The following is a 15,754-nucleotide window of genomic DNA, read 5'->3' as shown; positions in this document are numbered from 1 at the left end:
GTCCTTTCTGGTACTTATCTGAGCAGATAGCTCTGCAGATAGCACTTTACAGTTAACCTGTCTAGTGTGGCGTTGTGCTGGCTTCCGGGAGGCGAAAACTGCTACAATGCGTTTAGAAATCGCGAAGGTTGGATGTCAGGACGACTGCGGGATGCCGTCGGGCTCTTTTCCAGACCGAACCGTCGTCATGTATCGCTTAATCGAGAGACCGTAAAACTTCTTCGTGTATGCATTCGCGGTCTTGGCAATGTTCATGCGGTTGTCTGCGCGGGGCGGTTGTCCGAGCAAATCGGGGTCAGTCAGAATATTCCTCAGGCCAGCATCATGCGGGATGAATTCCAGTATGTGCATAATGATCCCAAGGCGTTCCTGCGGTGGCGCTGAGTAGACCATCTCGGCTAACCGCTGGGCGCGCTCATAGTGCCGCCGTGAGCGTTCTCTGTTCTCGGCACTACGGTTGCCTCGTGAGGCGTTCTTCTGGCACGCCCGTGAACAATAGCTTTGGTTGAGCCTCTTGGGCATGAAAGCGGCGGTGCATCCGGGGCACTCCATGGTGCGAGCTTCATCATCAGACGGGATGAGCATGCCAATGGGATCGACAGCGTCGAACATAACGGGTTCCTTTCGGTGGTGATGGGGAGATGCGAAGGTGGGAGGTCTTGACCGTCGAAGACGGACCTCCTTGCTGGAGGTGCAGTTGAAGATGCGCTTGATGGTCACCTGAGGAACTCAGGGGCGCTTCAGCATGCCTTTCATGGGCAGCGTTCACATGGCGACTTCGTCCTTGGAGACCCAAGGAGATGATGAAGTTCGAACATGCTCGCTAAGCTTACTTAGGGGTTTTGGTCTTCGCCGCGATCAGCGGCAATGGGTCTTCGCTTGATAGAGTGCAAGCTCAGGGTCATGCAGCGAAGCTGGAGCAAGCTGAGGGTTCACCTTTAAGGTTTGGCTTCTTGTTCGCGGAGGCGAAGCCGGAGCACCCAGAGGGACACATTACGTGTGCGAAGGCCGATTACCTAACGGTGCACCTGAAGGGGTATACACTACGTGTGCGGAGGCGGATTGTCGGACAAGCGTTAGGGCTGTGGGGATGTATTGATCGCACCCCCTTGAAGAGGTGTGCCCAAAAAGAAAACGGCCCCGGAATCCCAGCAACCGCGTTCGGGGGAAACGCTCGGGCTAGTCTTCTCTGCTAGGGGGCGTGTTAATCCTGGTGGGCGTCAAAATACCCGAGCTGCCCATGTAATAGCCGCTGAGACAGAGTTGCGTCTCTCTGGGCAAGTATGGGGCTTTTTCGCACTAGTATGTGTGCGGGGCTGCCCGAGACACTGCAGCGCATGGGCGCGCCTCCTAGGGCTATTGGGCGGGTCATTTGTCTCTATGGTGGGGGTTATCTCTATTATGTGGGTTAATTGTAATTCCTTGATTTTCGTCACATCCCCCAACGGGCCAGTGCGGCCTCTGCCTCGGCCATGTCACCACGGATGCGAAGGACGGTTTGGCGGCTCAATCCGACCGCCCTCGCAACCTCAGAGGTGCCCGCTCCGGTGCCCGTCATGTCCCGCACGAGCTTGAACTGGTCGCGGTCATAGCTGGGCTTACGGCCTCGGTAGGCCTCGGGCTTCTTGGTTTTGGCGTGCTCAATACCTGCGCGCTGGGCCTCCTTCGTCGCCTCGACCTGAGCCTGAGCAGTAGCCGCCATGAATGCGATGAGAGCGTCTCTCACTGCCTGCTGGGTCGGGTCGGTAGTTGCCCCGTCAAAGGTCATGCCGTTGATCACGGTCTTGATGGTCACACCCTGCCGCATGAAGTGGCGGATGGCGTCCGTTACGTCTTGGTAGTTACGTCCCAGACGGTCCACCCAGCGCACCACAAGGGTGTCCCCGCTGCGCAGCTTGTCGAACAGGCGGCGTCCCTCGGGTCTCTCTGACAGTTTGGTGGACACACCTGACTGTCCGTGGTCCGCAATCACCTCGTCGATGGTGAAGCCTGCTTTGCTTGCCTGTGCGACTTGGTGGTCGAGCGTCTGGTCAGCAGTGGAGACGCGGGCGTAGAAGATCGTGGTCATAGTGTTCCTCAGAGGGTGTTCGTTTGGGTTGTGTCCGTTGGATAGATTGTCCGAAAGCCCATGTCATCCCTAACGGTCACCCGTTTGGCCACTCTCCAAGGTGACCGTTGCAGTATACCCTATAGTACGCTTGCCTCATTGAAAGCGCGCTGTCTTCGGCGACCACCGGGGAGGGGGGGGCGGCGATTGCCAACCCTACTATCTCGGACACTCAAAAACTTCCGGCTGAATATTTCGGTGACAGACTTATTCAACGCCGATCTGGCGTTCTTGACGTCTTCTTGAGACGGTTCCGTGCCGGGCTGCGGCAACTGCATAAGCCTGCGTTGAAGAATATTGAAAACTTAATTAACCATCCAGGACAGTTTATATCTACATTATTGACGTTCCTGGTGTTGACATAGTTGCCCCAATCCACTAGTTGGAAGTGACAAACTGCGTCAGACAAGGGGATTTTTCATGCAACTGACCGCCAAAGAAAGCTTGCCAACTCCGCTCAACACCGAACTCCAAGGCCTGGACGCCCTGGACAGCGCGGGAGGCGTAAGCGAGAGGCCGCTTAACGTTTTTATCGGCCACAACCTCGGCCATCGCGTCTTCACGCTCTCGATACCTTTCATGGAGTTCTATGAAATGTCGGACGTGGCAAACCATCCCGACGCGGGCCCGATCGCTCAGCGTCGCCTGGACACATCACACGCGCAAAAGCTCGCCATATACATGCTCAAGGGCTTGGTCTCTGCAGCAAAGCTGAGACGCATTTCTCAGGGCAAGGATGTCCCTGAAGCCTTCGACGCTATCCTACATGAGATGGGCTCCCAGCCTTACTTCTCGCTACAGCCGATTGTTTGCTCCATCCGAGGAGTTGCTCCGGGTGGCTCGGACATCGGAGGAAAACGATTGGTCGCTGATGGCGAGACTGCCGCCTTCAAGATTTTCCTCGCGCAAAAGCACGTGCTCTGGGTCATAGACGGCCAGCACAGACGAGAAGCAGCGAATGCAGTTGTTCTCTTTCTGAAGCACGTGAGAAGTGTCGGTAAATACCCGGCAAAGACACCTGTCCTCTTCCCTAGAAAAGGAGCCGAGGTTCTGGAAGAAGAGGCCCTCGTATGGGAAGAGGTCTACTCGACAATGCGCACCTTCGCCAGCATCACGGTAGAGGTGCATCTTGGACTTTCGGTTGACCAAGAACGGCAGCTCTTTCACGACCTTAACCAACTTGGAAAGCGTGTTGATCGATCTCTGGCGCTTGAGTTTGACAGTTCCAATCCCGTCACACACTTCATCAAGGACGAGATCGTTGCTTCTGGTCTTGTCCAAGTGACAGACAAAGAGCCGAGAAACTGGTCGGATGACAAAGGCACCCTTGCACTTAAGGACTTGGTTTCGGTGAACGCGATCGCGTTTCTCAACAAGGGCAATGTGGCGGGTGCTACCCCAGCCCTCGTAGAGCCGCGTCAAGAAATTGTCCTTCGGATGTGGGAGGTGATCACCGACGTGGACCACTTTGGCGAAGAGCGGGCCAAAGAAAAGACCGTCTTGGCTCAGCCGGTGGTTCTAAAGGCGATCGCCAAGCTCATATACGACTTCAAGTTTAACCGTCGTCGCCCGGACAATGGCGATGAGCAGTTCGACAAGCTACTTGAAGGACTACCTGACGTCGACTTCTCTCATGCGAACCCGGTCTGGCGGTTCTATGAGCTGTCGGAGAGAGAGCGCATTTCGGAAGGAATAGCGGAGCTTATCCATTACCTCCCAAATGATGATGGGGCAAACCGTGACCCAGGGTCTTATCAAGACGGTCTTATGCGGTTCGGCGCAAAGCACAACGATATCTTCCCGCTGATCGGCGATATGATCCGCTGGCAAATCGGGCTCGACAGCCGCAAGAACTAAGTAGATCAGCTCGCCTATCCCATAGGACCATCAAATTCCTTAATGGCAAAGGATTCTTGTCGAGGAGCCCTCCGAACTAAGGGGGGCTCCTGTTTCTTCACATGCGTCCGGGAACTCGTGGCGATGCTTGATGCCGGTGCAGCAGGTCGGCGTCTTCTGCAGCTCTTGAATTGCAAAATGCTTTCCGTAGCGCCCAGGCCTTAGCGGTTTGTGTATTGACCACCATATGCGACAGCAACTAGCTTCCTGTTAGAGGGTCCACAAATCGGCCCCGCGCAGGTCCACACCCGGGACGAGCGTATCGCCTAAACCATTGAAAGTGTGGTGGATAAAGCGGTTTGGTTTTCAGGCGATAGGCTTCTCCTGGGCACCATTCGTCAAATCCGAAAATTCGATTGTGTTCGGCATCGGCAGGGGTTGGGCCGAAATATTCGGTATCACGCCCTCGGCCCCGCAGAGTGTCACCGCCCCGACCGCGTTCCGCCGTTTACCCGAGAATTCCGGCCGCCGTATCAAGCAAGTTCGGAAGAAATTTTTCGAGCACCTGATTTTCATTGAACGCGATGCCGGAGATGGAAATCTGGACTGCGGCATGGGCCTGGCCATCGGTTCCTCTTACAGGTGCGGCCAGACTGATTTCGTTAAGCAGCATCTGATCCCGCGTGATGCAGTATCCGTCTTCGCGGGCCAACCTTATGCTTCTTGCAATCTCACATCTGTCCATGAGCGTCTTGCCCGTGACCTGAAGCAACGGCCAACGGGCGCAGGCCTGATCGATGTCCTCATCGCTTCGGGTCGACAGCATCACCCGCCCGGAGGCCGTGTTCAGCGCGGGCAGACGCCGCCCCACGACGCTTGCCGCGAAATGCGTCCGCTGGTTGGGCAGCCGCAGCGAATAGATGATATGATCGTCAGAGATCTGCGCCAGGTTGACCGTCTCGCCCCAGGCCCGGCTGAATTCGATCAGCTTGGGCAGGGCACGGGCGATCACCGGGTCGGACCAGTAATAGGCATAGGCCAACTCCAGCCACGCGTGGCTTGGACGGTAGAGGCGCGATTTCGGATCGCGGTCCAGCATTCCCTCGACATGCAGCGTGTGTGCCATCCGCTGCACGGCGCTTTTCTCCAGCCCGGTGCGTTCCACCAGGTCGGTGAGCGACAGAGCGACATGTGATTCGTCAAACGCCCGCAGTATCTGAAGGCCCCGGGCAAGTGTACTCGCGTAGAGGCTATCCTTTTTCGTTTCCATGCTTTTCCTCCCGCTTGGGCTGTACCACGCCGGAGGGATGCACCCGGCCCTTGACGTCAGCCCGCCACCCATTGCTATACTGATCAAATAACAATCGGCAATATCAAATAATGATAACTGCCACCATGCAACAGGGAGTCACCATGCTCGGAAAGACAACAACAACCGCAACTCTTCTTGCCTCGGTCCTGGCGGCCGGCGTGGCCATGCCCGCGCTCGCGGACAAGGCCTCGGGCACGCTCAACGTCGCCTTCACCAAGGAGCTGGAGAATGTCGACAGCTACTTCAACTCGTCGCGCGAAGGCGTCGTGCTGCAACGCGCCATCTGGGACGGGCTGATCTATCGCGATCCCGAGACCAACGAGTATGTCGGCAACCTCGCCACCAGCTGGGAATGGATCGACGACACCACGCTGGAATTCAAGCTGCGCGAGGGGGTCACCTTTCACAACGGCGAGGCGTTCAACGCCGATGACGTGGTCTACACAGTCAACTTCGTCGCCAAGGAAGAAAACGGCGTGAAGACGCAGCGCAACGTCAACTGGATGGAATCGGCCGAGAAGATCGACGAGTACACCGTGCGCATCAACCTCAAGGACAAGTTCCCGGCGGCGATCGAATTCCTGTCCGGCCCGGTGTCCATGTACCCCGATGAATATTACGCCGAGGCCGGTCCTTCCGGTATGGGGCTCAAGCCCGTCGGCACCGGCCCTTACAAGGCGGTCGATGTCACGCCGGGTCAGCGTTTCGTGCTGGAAGCGAACGAGAACTATCACGACAGCCCCAAGGGCCAGCCCGAGATCGAGAAGATCGACATCCGGACCATTCCAGACGTGAACACGCAGATGGCGGAACTTTTCTCCGGTTCGCTCGATCTGATCTGGCAGGTGCCCGCCGACCAGGCCAACAAGCTGGCCACGCGGGACGAGCTGACCGTTGCCAACGAAAGCACCATGCGCGTGGGGTACCTGCAAATGGATTCGGCGGGCCGCTCGGGCGACAATCCGTTCACCAACAAGCTGGTGCGCGAGGCCGTCAACTATGCCATCAACCGGCAGGAACTGGTCGATGCGCTGCTGCAAGGCGCCTCGCAGGTGGTCTATACGCCCTGTTTCCCCAGCCAGTTCGGCTGTAACCAGGACGTGACCGAGTACGAGTACGACCCCGAAAAGGCCGAGGAACTGCTGGCCGAAGCGGGGTATCCCGATGGCTTCACCATCGATTTCTACGCCTATCGCGACCGTCAGTATGCCGAGGCGATCACCTCGTACTTGAACGCCGTGGGCATCCAGACCAACTTCAACATGCTGCAGTATTCGGCCCTGCGCGAACTCAACATGAAGGGCGAGGTGCCGATCTCGTTCCAGACCTGGGGCAGCTACTCGATCAACGACGCCTCGGCCATGGTCAGCCAGTTCTTCAAGCACGGCTCGCTCGACAGCACGCGGGACGACCAGGTGCTTGAATGGCTGGACATCGCCGACAGCTCGACCGACCCGGACGAGCGGGTCGAGTACTATACCAAGGCCCTGCAGCGCATCACCGAAGAGGCCTATTGGGCGCCGATGTTCACCTACAACACGAACTACGTGTTCAAGGATGAAGTCAGCTATACGCCCACGCCCGACGAGGTGCTGCGTTTCGTCGACATGAGCTGGAACTAAGCCAGCCTTGGAGAGGGGCCGGACCAGGCCCCTCGCCCGCCTGACCTTCAAGACACGTTCTCCCTCACCCGCCACGCGCATCCGGCGCGGCACGCGAAAGGTCTGTCATGCTTGCATTCATCCTCAAACGCCTCGGATTGGCGGTGCTGGTCGCCTTCACCGTCAGCTTCATCAGCTTCTCGCTGCTGTTTCTGTCCGGCGATCCGGCCGCGGCGCTGGCCGGGGAAACCGCCAGCGGCGAGGATGTCGAGGCGCTGCGCCGGCTGTACGGCTTCGACCGCCCCATGCTGGTGCAATACGGCGACTGGCTGTTCTCGGCGCTTCAGGGGGATTTCGGTGAAAGCTATTACTTCAAGCTGCCCGTCGCCAGCCTGATTGCCGAGCGCCTCCAGGTCACCATGACGCTGGGCGTCTGCGGCATCCTGTTTGCCCTGATCACCGCCGTGCCGCTGGGCGTGGTCGCGGCGATCCGCCCCAACTCGATCATCGATCGCGTGGCGCTCTTCCTGTCGGTGGCGGGCCAGGCGATGCCGTCCTTCTGGTTCGGCCTGATCCTGATCGTGATCTTCGCGATCCAACTTGGAATGCTGCCGCCGTCCGGTGCGGACAGTTGGCAGCACTTCATCATGCCGACCATCGTGCTGGGCTATTATGCAATGCCCGCCATCATGCGCCTGACGCGCGCGGGGATGTTGGATGTTCTCAACTCCGACTATATCCGCACCGCGCGGGCCAAGGGCGCGGGCGAATCCCGCGTTCTCTTCAAGCACGCGCTGCGCAACGCCATCATCCCCGTGGTCAGCCTCGCCGCCGTGCAGATGGGCTTTATGCTGGGCGGCTCGATCGTGGTCGAAAGCGTCTTCGCCCTGCACGGCGCGGGATACCTTGCCTGGGAAAGCATCGCCCGCAACGACCTGCCCACCGTGCAGGCGCTGATCCTCGTCTTTTCGATGTTCTACATCGTCTTCACCTTCCTTGCCGACGTCCTGAACGCGTGGCTGGACCCCAGAATGCGGAGTGCCTGACGTGACCGATTCGACCGATCCACTCTCGCGCGAGATCGAGGGGCCTTCGCCCCGCCAGATGCTGAAGGCCCGCGCGCTGTCGCACTGGGGGCTGATCTTCGGAATGGCCGTTGTGGGCCTGCTGTTGCTGGTGGCGATCTTCGCCCCTTTGCTGGCCCCCCATGATCCCTACGCCCAAAGTCTGATGAAGCGGATGGTGCCCCCGGTCTTCATGGGCGGGACCTGGGAACATCCCCTGGGCACCGACCACCTGGGCCGGGATTACCTGTCGCGGCTGATTTACGGCGCACGCGTGTCGCTGCTGATCGGCGCGGTCGCGGCGCTGATCTCGGGCTTCATCGGCACCGCGATGGGTGTCGCCGCGGGCTATTTCGGCGGCAAGGTCGACGCCGTCGTGACCTTCCTTATCAACGTGCGCCTCGCCATGCCGGTCGTGCTGGTGGCGCTGGCGGTGGTGGCTATCCTGGGCGGCTCGCTCACCGTGGTGATCTGCGTGCTGGGCCTTTTGCTGTGGGATCGCTTTGCCGTGGTCATGCGCGCCTCGACGCTGCAGATCAGCCGGCGCGATTACGTGGCCGCCGCACAGGTCATCGGCGCCTCGACCCCGCGCATCGTGCTGACCGAGATCATGCCCAACGTCTTCAACAACCTCATCGTCATCGTGACGCTGGAAATGGCCCACGCCATCCTTCTGGAAGCCGCGCTCAGCTTCCTCGGCCTGGGCGTCCAGCCGCCGATCCCCTCGTGGGGTCTGATGGTGTCCGAGGGCAAGAACATGATGCTGTTCGAGCCGTGGCTGGTGCTGATCCCCGGCGCCGTGCTCTTTGCGCTCGTGCTGGCGATCAACCTGATGGGCGACGGCCTGCGCGACGTCACCGCCCCCGAAGGACGGAGCTGACGACATGTCCGAGACACTCCTTTCCGTAAAGAACCTTACGCTGGACATCCCCACCGGCAGCGGCACGTTGCACGCGGTGCGCGGCATCGACTTCGAGATGAAGCGCGGCGAGACGCTGTCGATCGTCGGCGAAAGCGGCTCGGGCAAGTCGCTGACCTCGCTCGCGGTGATTGGCCTTCTGGGCAAGTCGATCAAACGCTCAGCGGACGAGATCCGCTATGACGACATTGACCTTCTGAAAGCCAGCAATCGCGTCATGCGCGACCTGCGCGGCAACCGCATCGCCATGATCTTTCAGGAGCCGATGACCTCGCTCAACCCGGCCTACACCATCGGCGACCAGCTTATGGAAACCCTGCTGCTGCACCGCAATGTCAGCAAGTCCAAGGCCCGCGCCCGCGCCGTGGAACTTCTTGAAAAGGTCGGCATCACCGCCGCCGAAAGCCGCCTGTCGCAATATCCGCACCAGCTGTCCGGCGGCTTGCGGCAACGCGTGATGATCGCGATGGCCCTGATGTGCGAACCCGACCTGCTGATCGCGGACGAACCCACCACCGCGCTCGACGTGACCATCCAGGCGCAAATCCTGCGCCTTCTGGTCGACCTCACGCGCGAAATGAACATGGCGATGATCCTGATCACCCACGACCTCGGCGTCGTGGCCCGGGTCGCCGACAAGGTGGCGGTGATGTATGCTGGCGAACTGGTCGAGACCGGCCCGGCCGAGGCCGTCTTCGCCACGCCCAGCCATCCTTATACCCGCGGCCTGCTGCGCTGCATCCCGCAACCGGGCAAGACCGAACGCGGCGCGGCGCTCGGCACCATCGCCGGCATCGTGCCCTCGCTGGTGGGCGACGTAACCGGCTGCGCCTTCCGCACCCGCTGTCCCCATGCGGTGCCCGCCTGCCGCGAGGCCATTCCCCTGCGCGGCACCGACAATCACGACTTCCGCTGCGTCCATGCCGATGGCGCCCTCTCCAAGGAAGGAGACGCCGCATGAGCGACATCCTCACCCTCGATCACGTCAAGAAGACCTACAGCGTCAAGCAGGGCCTTTTCGGCAAGCGCAAGCCGCTGTCGGCGGTCAACGACGTCACCCTTTCGATCCACAAGGGCGAGGTTCTGGGCCTTGTCGGTGAATCCGGCTGCGGCAAGTCGACCCTCGCCAAGCTGCTCCTCGGGCTCGAAAAACCGACCGAGGGCGAGGTGCTGGTCGAAGGCGAGAACATGCAGGATCTTGACCGCCGCGCCCTGGCCGGGCGGCTTCAGCCGATCTTCCAGGATCCCTATTCGTCGCTCAATCCGCGCAAGTCGATCTATGATCTGATCTCGCTGCCTTTGCGGGTGCACCGCATCGGTGACGCCGCCAGCCAGCGCAAGGCGGTCGAGGAAATCCTCGACATCGTGGGCCTGCCCGCCCGTGTCATCAACACCTATCCCAGCCAGATGTCGGGCGGCCAGCGTCAGCGCGTGGCCATCGCCCGCGCGCTGGTGATGAAGCCCGAGATCGTCATCTGCGACGAGCCCACCTCGGCGCTGGACGTGTCGGTGCAAAGCCAGATCCTCAACCTGCTGGCCGATCTGCGCCGCGACTTCGGGCTGACCTACCTCTTCATTTCGCACGACCTTGCGGTGGTCGAACATCTCGCCACCCGCGTGGCGGTTATGTATCTTGGCCGCATCGTCGAGGAGGCCCCTGTGGCCGACCTTTTCGAGCGCCCGCGCCACCCTTACACTCAGGCGCTGCTCAGCTCGGTCCTGACGCCCGACCCGACGCAGGGCGTGCCCGAAACCTCGCTCGGCACGGCCTATCCCAACCCGATCGACCCGCCCTCGGGCTGCGCCTTCCACCCGCGCTGCCCGCACGCCACGGCGCATTGCGCGGCCCAGGCGCCCCGGCCCCTGCAAACCGACTCCGGGCTGGTCGAATGCCACCTGCACGACCCCGAAAGCCCGATGTATGAAAAGGGCGCGGCATGAGCGCATTGTCCCGAACCCAGACGGTCGCCAAGCACGTCATCGAAACCCCCGGCGGCGTGGTCGCCGCCCAGCACCGCCTTGCCGCCGAGGCGGGCGCCGAAGCCCTGCGCGCGGGCGGCGACGCGGTCGATGCCGCCGTGGCCACCTCCTTTGCCATCGGCGTACTGGAACCGTGGATGAGCGGCCCCGCCGGCGGCGGCGCGGCGCTCCACTGGCGCGCCGACACCGGCGAGGCGGTTGCGATCAATTTCGGAATGCGCTCGCCCCGCGGGCTCGATCTGGCCGACTATCCCTTGTCGGGCGAAGGCAAGGCCGGCGATCTTTTCCCGTGGGAACGGGTCGTCGAGGACCGCAACGTCGAAGGCGCCAAAGCCATCGCCGTGCCCGGCGTGGTGGACGGGATGGGCCAGGCTCACGAACGATGGGGCCGCCTGCCCTGGGCCGACCTTCTGGCCCCCGCCATCGCCCATGCCCGCGAGGGGATGCTGGTCGACTGGTACGCCGCGCTCCTGATTGCGTCCGTCGCCCGCAACCTCGCCGCCGACCTCGACGCCGCCGCGCTCTTTCTCGACGACGGCACCTGGCCCAAGGGCTCGGGCTGGACGGCGATCCCCGACAACCGGCTCGACCAGAGCACCATGGCCGACATGCTGGAGGCTTTGGCCCGAGGCGGCCCGCGCAGCTTCTACGACGGCGATATCGCCCAGGCCCTTGCGGGCGACGTTCAGGCCAAGGGCGGCAGTCTTGCCACCGGCGACCTCGCGGGCTACCGCGCCTGGATGGGGGAGGCGCAAAGCGTGCCCTACCGCGACGCGCTTTTCCACGTCATGCCCGGCCTCACTGCCGGTCCCACCTTCGCCCGCGTGATGGAACAGCTAGGCGATCAGGACCTCTCCACCCCCGAACGGGCCTTCCCAGCTTATGCAAGCGCCCTCGACCGCGCCTATGTCGAGCGGCTGGGCAAGATGGGCGACACCGGCGAAGTGCCCGAGGCCCCCGGCTGCACCACGCATTTCTCGGTCGTCGACCGCGCCGGCAACATGGTCGCCAACACCCAGACCCTGCTGTCGATCTTCGGCAGCCGCGTGGTCTCGCCTACGACCGGCCTCTTGATGAACAACGGCATCATGTGGTTCGACCCCGAACAGGGCAAACCCAACTCGCTGGCCCCGGACAAGGCCTGCCTGATGAATGTCTGCCCCATCCTTGGCCACCAGGGCCCGCGCCACTTCGCGCTCGGCGCCTCGGGCGGGCGCAAGATCGTCTCGGCCGTGGCGCAGATGGCCTCGTTCATCACCGACCGCGGCGAGGATATCGAGGGCGCATTTCACGCGCCCCGCATCGACATCTCGGGCGGCGGCACCGCTATCGCCGACGACACCCTGCCCGCCTCGGTGCTGTCGGCCATCGAACGAGTGATGCCGGTGCAGACCACCCGGCGCACCGTCCTGCCCTATGCCTTTGCCTGTCCCGCCGGCGTCATGCGCCATGATGCCGTGAACACGGGATGTACCGAAATCATGTCACCCTGGGGTGACGCAGTCCTGGAAGACCCTCAATGACCCGCGACACCGCCATCTCCAACGCCACCGAGTATTTCGACGCCGGCACGTTCCAGTCCGACCTGGCGACCCTCGTGGCCTTCCGCAGCGAAAGCCAGAACCCCGCCCCCGATGCGCGCGCCGAGGCGCAGCGCTACCTTGTCGAGGCGATGCAACCCCGGCTGGAGGCGATGGGCTTTGCCTGCGAGATCGTCGACAACCCCAACCCCAAGGGCGGGCCGCTCTTGCTGGGCGAACGGGTCGAGGGTGACGACCTGCCCACTGTCCTGACCTATGGCCACGGCGACACCGTGCTGGGACAGGACGACATGTGGCGCGACGGGCTCCAACCCTGGGAGATCACCGAAGAAGGCGACCGCCTTTACGGGCGCGGCACCGCCGACAACAAGAGCCAGCACCTGATCAACATCGCCGCGCTTGAATCCGTTCTCGCCGCGCGCGGCCGCCTTGGCTTCAACACCCGCATCGTCATCGAGATGAGCGAGGAGGTCGGCTCGGTCGGCCTGCCCGAGATCTTCCGCACCTACAAGGACCGACTGACGGCGGACGTTCTGATCGCCTCGGACGGCCCGCGCCTGCAACCCGAGGTGCCGACCATGTTCATGGGCTCGCGCGGCGGCACCACCTTCGACCTCGTGGTGGAAACCCACGAAGGCGCGCACCATTCCGGCAACTGGGGCGGCCTGCTGGCGGATCCGGCGATGATCCTTGCCCACGCGCTGGCCTGCATCACCGATGCGCGCGGCCAGATCAAGGTGCCCGAATGGCGCCCCGACAGCCTGACCGACACCGTTCGCGAGGCCCTGCGCGACCTGCCCGTTCAGGGCGGCGAAGGCCCCGATGTCGATCCCGACTGGGGCGAGGAAAGCCTGACCCCCGCCGAGCGTGTCTTCGGCTGGAACAGCTTTGCCGTGCTCGCCATGGTCTCCGGCGTGCCCGACGCGCCGGTCAACGCGATCTCGGGCTGGGCGCGCGCCACCTGCCAGCTGCGCTTCGTCGTCGGCACCGACCCCGCGGATGTGGTGCCCGCGCTGCGCCGCCACCTCGACGCGCACAGCTTCGACCGGGTGCAGATCCGCCCCCACGACCGTGGCTTCTTCGCCGCCACCCGGCTGGACCCCACCCACCCCTGGGCGCAGTTCGTCGGCCAGTCGATCCGTGAGACCTCGGGCGAGTTGCACGTCCTGCCCAACCTTGCCGGCTCGCTGCCCAACGACAGCTTCACCGATATCCTCGAACTGCCCACGATCTGGGTGCCGCATTCCTATCGCGGCTGCTCGCAACACGCGCCGAACGAGCACGTGCTGAAGCCGGTCTGCCGGGATGCGCTGCGCGTCATGGCGGGCGTGTTCTGGGACATCGGTGACAAGCCGACACCGGGTCACTGAGAAGGACGAAACCCGCGACTTGCGCTGACGCTGGCGTCGCTCCCGGGTCACGCCCCCCGAACCGCAAAGGCTTTCAGCTTTGGCGCTGGCGCTTTCTGCGACGCATCGCTTTGGCCACGGGCCAGACGATCACGAGGATCGTCATGACGGCGAGCAGGGCCGAGATCGGACGTGTCAGAAGCTCGGTCGCGTCACCACGGCTGATCAGCAGGGCGCGGCGGACACTTTGCTCTGCCATGGGGCCCAGGATCATCCCGAGGATGATCGGCGCCAGCGGCACGTTCACTTTCTCAAGAAAGTAGCCGGCAATCCCGGCGGCCAGCATGACCCACAGATCGACGGGGCGGCCGTTGATGACGTACACGCCGACGCACATGAGGATCAGGATCGACGGCACCAGAAGCACGCCGGGCAGTCTTTGGAACTGGGCGAATACCCGCGTGGCGACGGCACCGCCCAGGGCGAAGATCAGGATCGACGTGATCAGCATCTCCATCATGAAGCCGCCCACGAGCACGGGATTCTGATGGAACAGCTGCGGTCCGGGTTGCAGACCGTGGATCGTCAGCGCGCTGAGCACGAGGGCCGCCACCACGTTGCCCGGAATGCCGAGCGAGAGCGCGGGTATCATGGATGCCGCGTTATCGGCGTTGTTGCCGCATTCGGCGGCGGCCACGCCCTGGGGATTGCCCCGCCCAAAGCTGTCCGGATCGTCAGAGGCGTTCCTGGCCGCGTTGTAGCTGAGAAAGGCCGCGATATTTCCGCCGGCGCCCGGCAGGATGCCGACGCCGATCCCGATGCCAGACGACCGAAGCCAGGTCGGGATCAGACCACGCTTCTCACCGGGGGCGAAGGGCACGTTCGTCAGCTTCAACTGGTCCGCCGACAGCCCTTTCAGATCGCATTTCTCGGCCAGTTGCAGAACGGGCGGCAAGGCATAAAGTCCGACAAGGACCACGATCAGGTCAAGGCCACCCAGAAGCCATGTCTGGTCGAAGGTGAACCGGGCCTGGCCGGAAAGATTGTCGATCCCGATCGTCCCGATCAACAGCCCCAGCACTGCGGCCATGACGCCCTTCACCGGGTCGGACCCGACCATGACACCTACGGACGCCATCCCGAAGATGGCGATCCAGAAATATTCCGCCGGGCCGAAGAACAGGGTGACACGCGCCAGCAGCGGACCCATCGTCATCAGCGCGAGGGCGCTGGCGATGCCACCCACCGCCGAGGACCAGCAGGCGATCTTGAGGGCCTTTGCGGCCTCTCCCTTGTCGGCCATGGGAAAGCCGTCGAACGTCGTGGCGATCGAGGCCGGCGTGCCGGGAATACGCAAGAGGATTGCGGGGATGGCGCCGCCATACATCGAGCCGTTGTAGATGCCCGCGACCATCCCGAGCGCGACCAGCGGGTCCATCGAATACGTCAGCGGCAACAGCAGGGCGATGGCCATGACCGGGTTCAGCCCCGGCAGCGCACCGATGAAGACTCCCAGAAGGGTCGCGCCAACCATGGCCAGCAGTGGTGCGGCCGACAGAACCGACCCAAGGGCGTTCAGGTAAAAGTCCATATCACCCTCCGAGGCCCAGAAGCGGCGGGATCGCCTCGCGCGGAAGCGGCTTTTCCAGCAGGACCGAGAACACCAGGTAGACGACCGCGATGAAGATGACCGCGACGATCACGGCATAGATCCATTGACGGAACCCAAGCGCCACGGGCAGCACCAGCATAAGCATCAACGAGGCGGTGTAGAATCCGAAGGGAATGACGGCCGCCACATAGACTGCGGCAATGACGGCTGTCGTGATGAACTTGGAGGGCGCGGCAACCAGCTGCCGCGCCTTGTCTTGGCCAGCCCGGACAGCCCTGGCCGCCACGGTTCCGCCCAGAAACGTCAGGATCAGGCCGAGTGTCATCGGATAGGTGCCACTGGCCCCGCTGTAGCGGCTTGCCATCCACGCGGCGGCAAGGCCGACCAGGACGAAGATGAGCCCCAGCGCGATATCCTGACGCTTCTCCATTGC

The 15,754-nt window shown here is 62.5% G+C and carries 13 protein-coding genes; 8 read left to right on the top strand and 5 right to left on the bottom strand.

All coding sequences use genetic code 11. The features are described 5' to 3' along the window. Positions 1 to 135: 135 nt before the first annotated feature. Together XM53_RS03630 and XM53_RS03625 are read right to left on the bottom strand one after the other, a co-directional pair. Positions 136 to 612, bottom strand: a complete 477-nt coding sequence (locus XM53_RS03630) for a hypothetical protein (protein WP_057790406.1) — start codon at positions 610 to 612, stop codon at positions 136 to 138. An 820-nt stretch (positions 613 to 1,432) separates the two neighbouring features. After that, positions 1,433 to 2,068, bottom strand: a complete 636-nt coding sequence (locus XM53_RS03625) for a recombinase family protein (RefSeq protein WP_057790405.1) — start codon at positions 2,066 to 2,068, stop codon at positions 1,433 to 1,435. Between the two features lie 459 nt (positions 2,069 to 2,527). Here XM53_RS03625 and XM53_RS03620 point away from each other — a divergent pair, with 459 nt between their 5' ends. Then, a complete protein-coding gene (locus tag XM53_RS03620; RefSeq protein ID WP_057790403.1) occupies positions 2,528 to 3,964 on the top strand; it encodes a DNA sulfur modification protein DndB in 1,437 nt (478 codons plus the stop codon). 487 nt (positions 3,965 to 4,451) lie between these two features. Here XM53_RS03620 and XM53_RS03615 read toward each other — a convergent pair whose 3' ends face one another. Beyond that, a complete protein-coding gene (locus tag XM53_RS03615; RefSeq protein ID WP_057790401.1) occupies positions 4,452 to 5,213 on the bottom strand; it encodes an IclR family transcriptional regulator in 762 nt (253 codons plus the stop codon). Between the two features lie 143 nt (positions 5,214 to 5,356). On the opposite strand from XM53_RS03615, the gene XM53_RS03610 reads away from it, so the two are divergent. The 7 genes from XM53_RS03610 to XM53_RS03580 all read left to right on the top strand — a co-directional run bounded on the left by XM53_RS03610 (position 5,357) and on the right by XM53_RS03580 (position 13,730). After that, positions 5,357 to 6,877, top strand: a complete 1,521-nt coding sequence (locus tag XM53_RS03610) for an ABC transporter substrate-binding protein (RefSeq protein ID WP_057790399.1) — start codon at positions 5,357 to 5,359, stop codon at positions 6,875 to 6,877. A gap of 107 nt (positions 6,878 to 6,984) precedes the next feature. Beyond that, positions 6,985 to 7,902, top strand: coding sequence for an ABC transporter permease (locus XM53_RS03605; RefSeq protein ID WP_057790398.1), 918 nt, complete (start codon positions 6,985 to 6,987; stop codon positions 7,900 to 7,902). A gap of 1 nt (position 7,903) precedes the next feature. After that, complete coding sequence (locus XM53_RS03600) at positions 7,904 to 8,800, top strand: ABC transporter permease (RefSeq protein WP_057791224.1); 897 nt, start codon at positions 7,904 to 7,906, stop codon at positions 8,798 to 8,800. 4 nt (positions 8,801 to 8,804) lie between these two features. Continuing rightward, positions 8,805 to 9,800 carry an ABC transporter ATP-binding protein gene (locus XM53_RS03595; RefSeq protein WP_057790395.1) on the top strand — a complete coding sequence of 332 codons (996 nt, stop codon included), beginning with the start codon at positions 8,805 to 8,807 and terminating at the stop codon, positions 9,798 to 9,800. Beyond that, positions 9,797 to 10,780 carry an ABC transporter ATP-binding protein gene (locus XM53_RS03590; RefSeq protein ID WP_057790394.1) on the top strand — a complete coding sequence of 328 codons (984 nt, stop codon included), beginning with the start codon at positions 9,797 to 9,799 and terminating at the stop codon, positions 10,778 to 10,780. Before XM53_RS03595 ends, XM53_RS03590 begins: the two co-directional genes overlap by 4 nt. Next, positions 10,777 to 12,342, top strand: coding sequence for a gamma-glutamyltransferase (locus XM53_RS03585; RefSeq protein ID WP_057790392.1), 1,566 nt, complete (start codon positions 10,777 to 10,779; stop codon positions 12,340 to 12,342). Before XM53_RS03590 ends, XM53_RS03585 begins: the two co-directional genes overlap by 4 nt. After that, complete coding sequence (locus XM53_RS03580; RefSeq protein ID WP_057790390.1) at positions 12,339 to 13,730, top strand: M20 family metallopeptidase; 1,392 nt, start codon at positions 12,339 to 12,341, stop codon at positions 13,728 to 13,730. The genes XM53_RS03585 and XM53_RS03580 overlap by 4 nt, the downstream gene beginning before the upstream one ends. 73 nt (positions 13,731 to 13,803) lie before the next feature. Here XM53_RS03580 and XM53_RS03575 read toward each other — a convergent pair whose 3' ends face one another. Next, on the bottom strand, positions 13,804 to 15,300 hold the full coding sequence (locus XM53_RS03575; protein ID WP_057790388.1) for a tripartite tricarboxylate transporter permease: 1,497 nt from the start codon (positions 15,298 to 15,300) through the stop codon (positions 13,804 to 13,806). Position 15,301: 1 nt separating this feature from the next. Then, positions 15,302 to 15,751: a tripartite tricarboxylate transporter TctB family protein gene (locus XM53_RS03570; protein ID WP_057790386.1), complete on the bottom strand. Its 450-nt coding sequence runs from the start codon at positions 15,749 to 15,751 to the stop codon at positions 15,302 to 15,304. Positions 15,752 to 15,754 lie beyond the last annotated feature (3 nt).

It is taken from the genome of Roseovarius atlanticus, from assembly GCF_001441615.1.
Lineage (GTDB): Bacteria > Pseudomonadota > Alphaproteobacteria > Rhodobacterales > Rhodobacteraceae > Roseovarius > Roseovarius atlanticus.
This window is presented reverse-complemented; position numbering and strand designations above follow the sequence as displayed.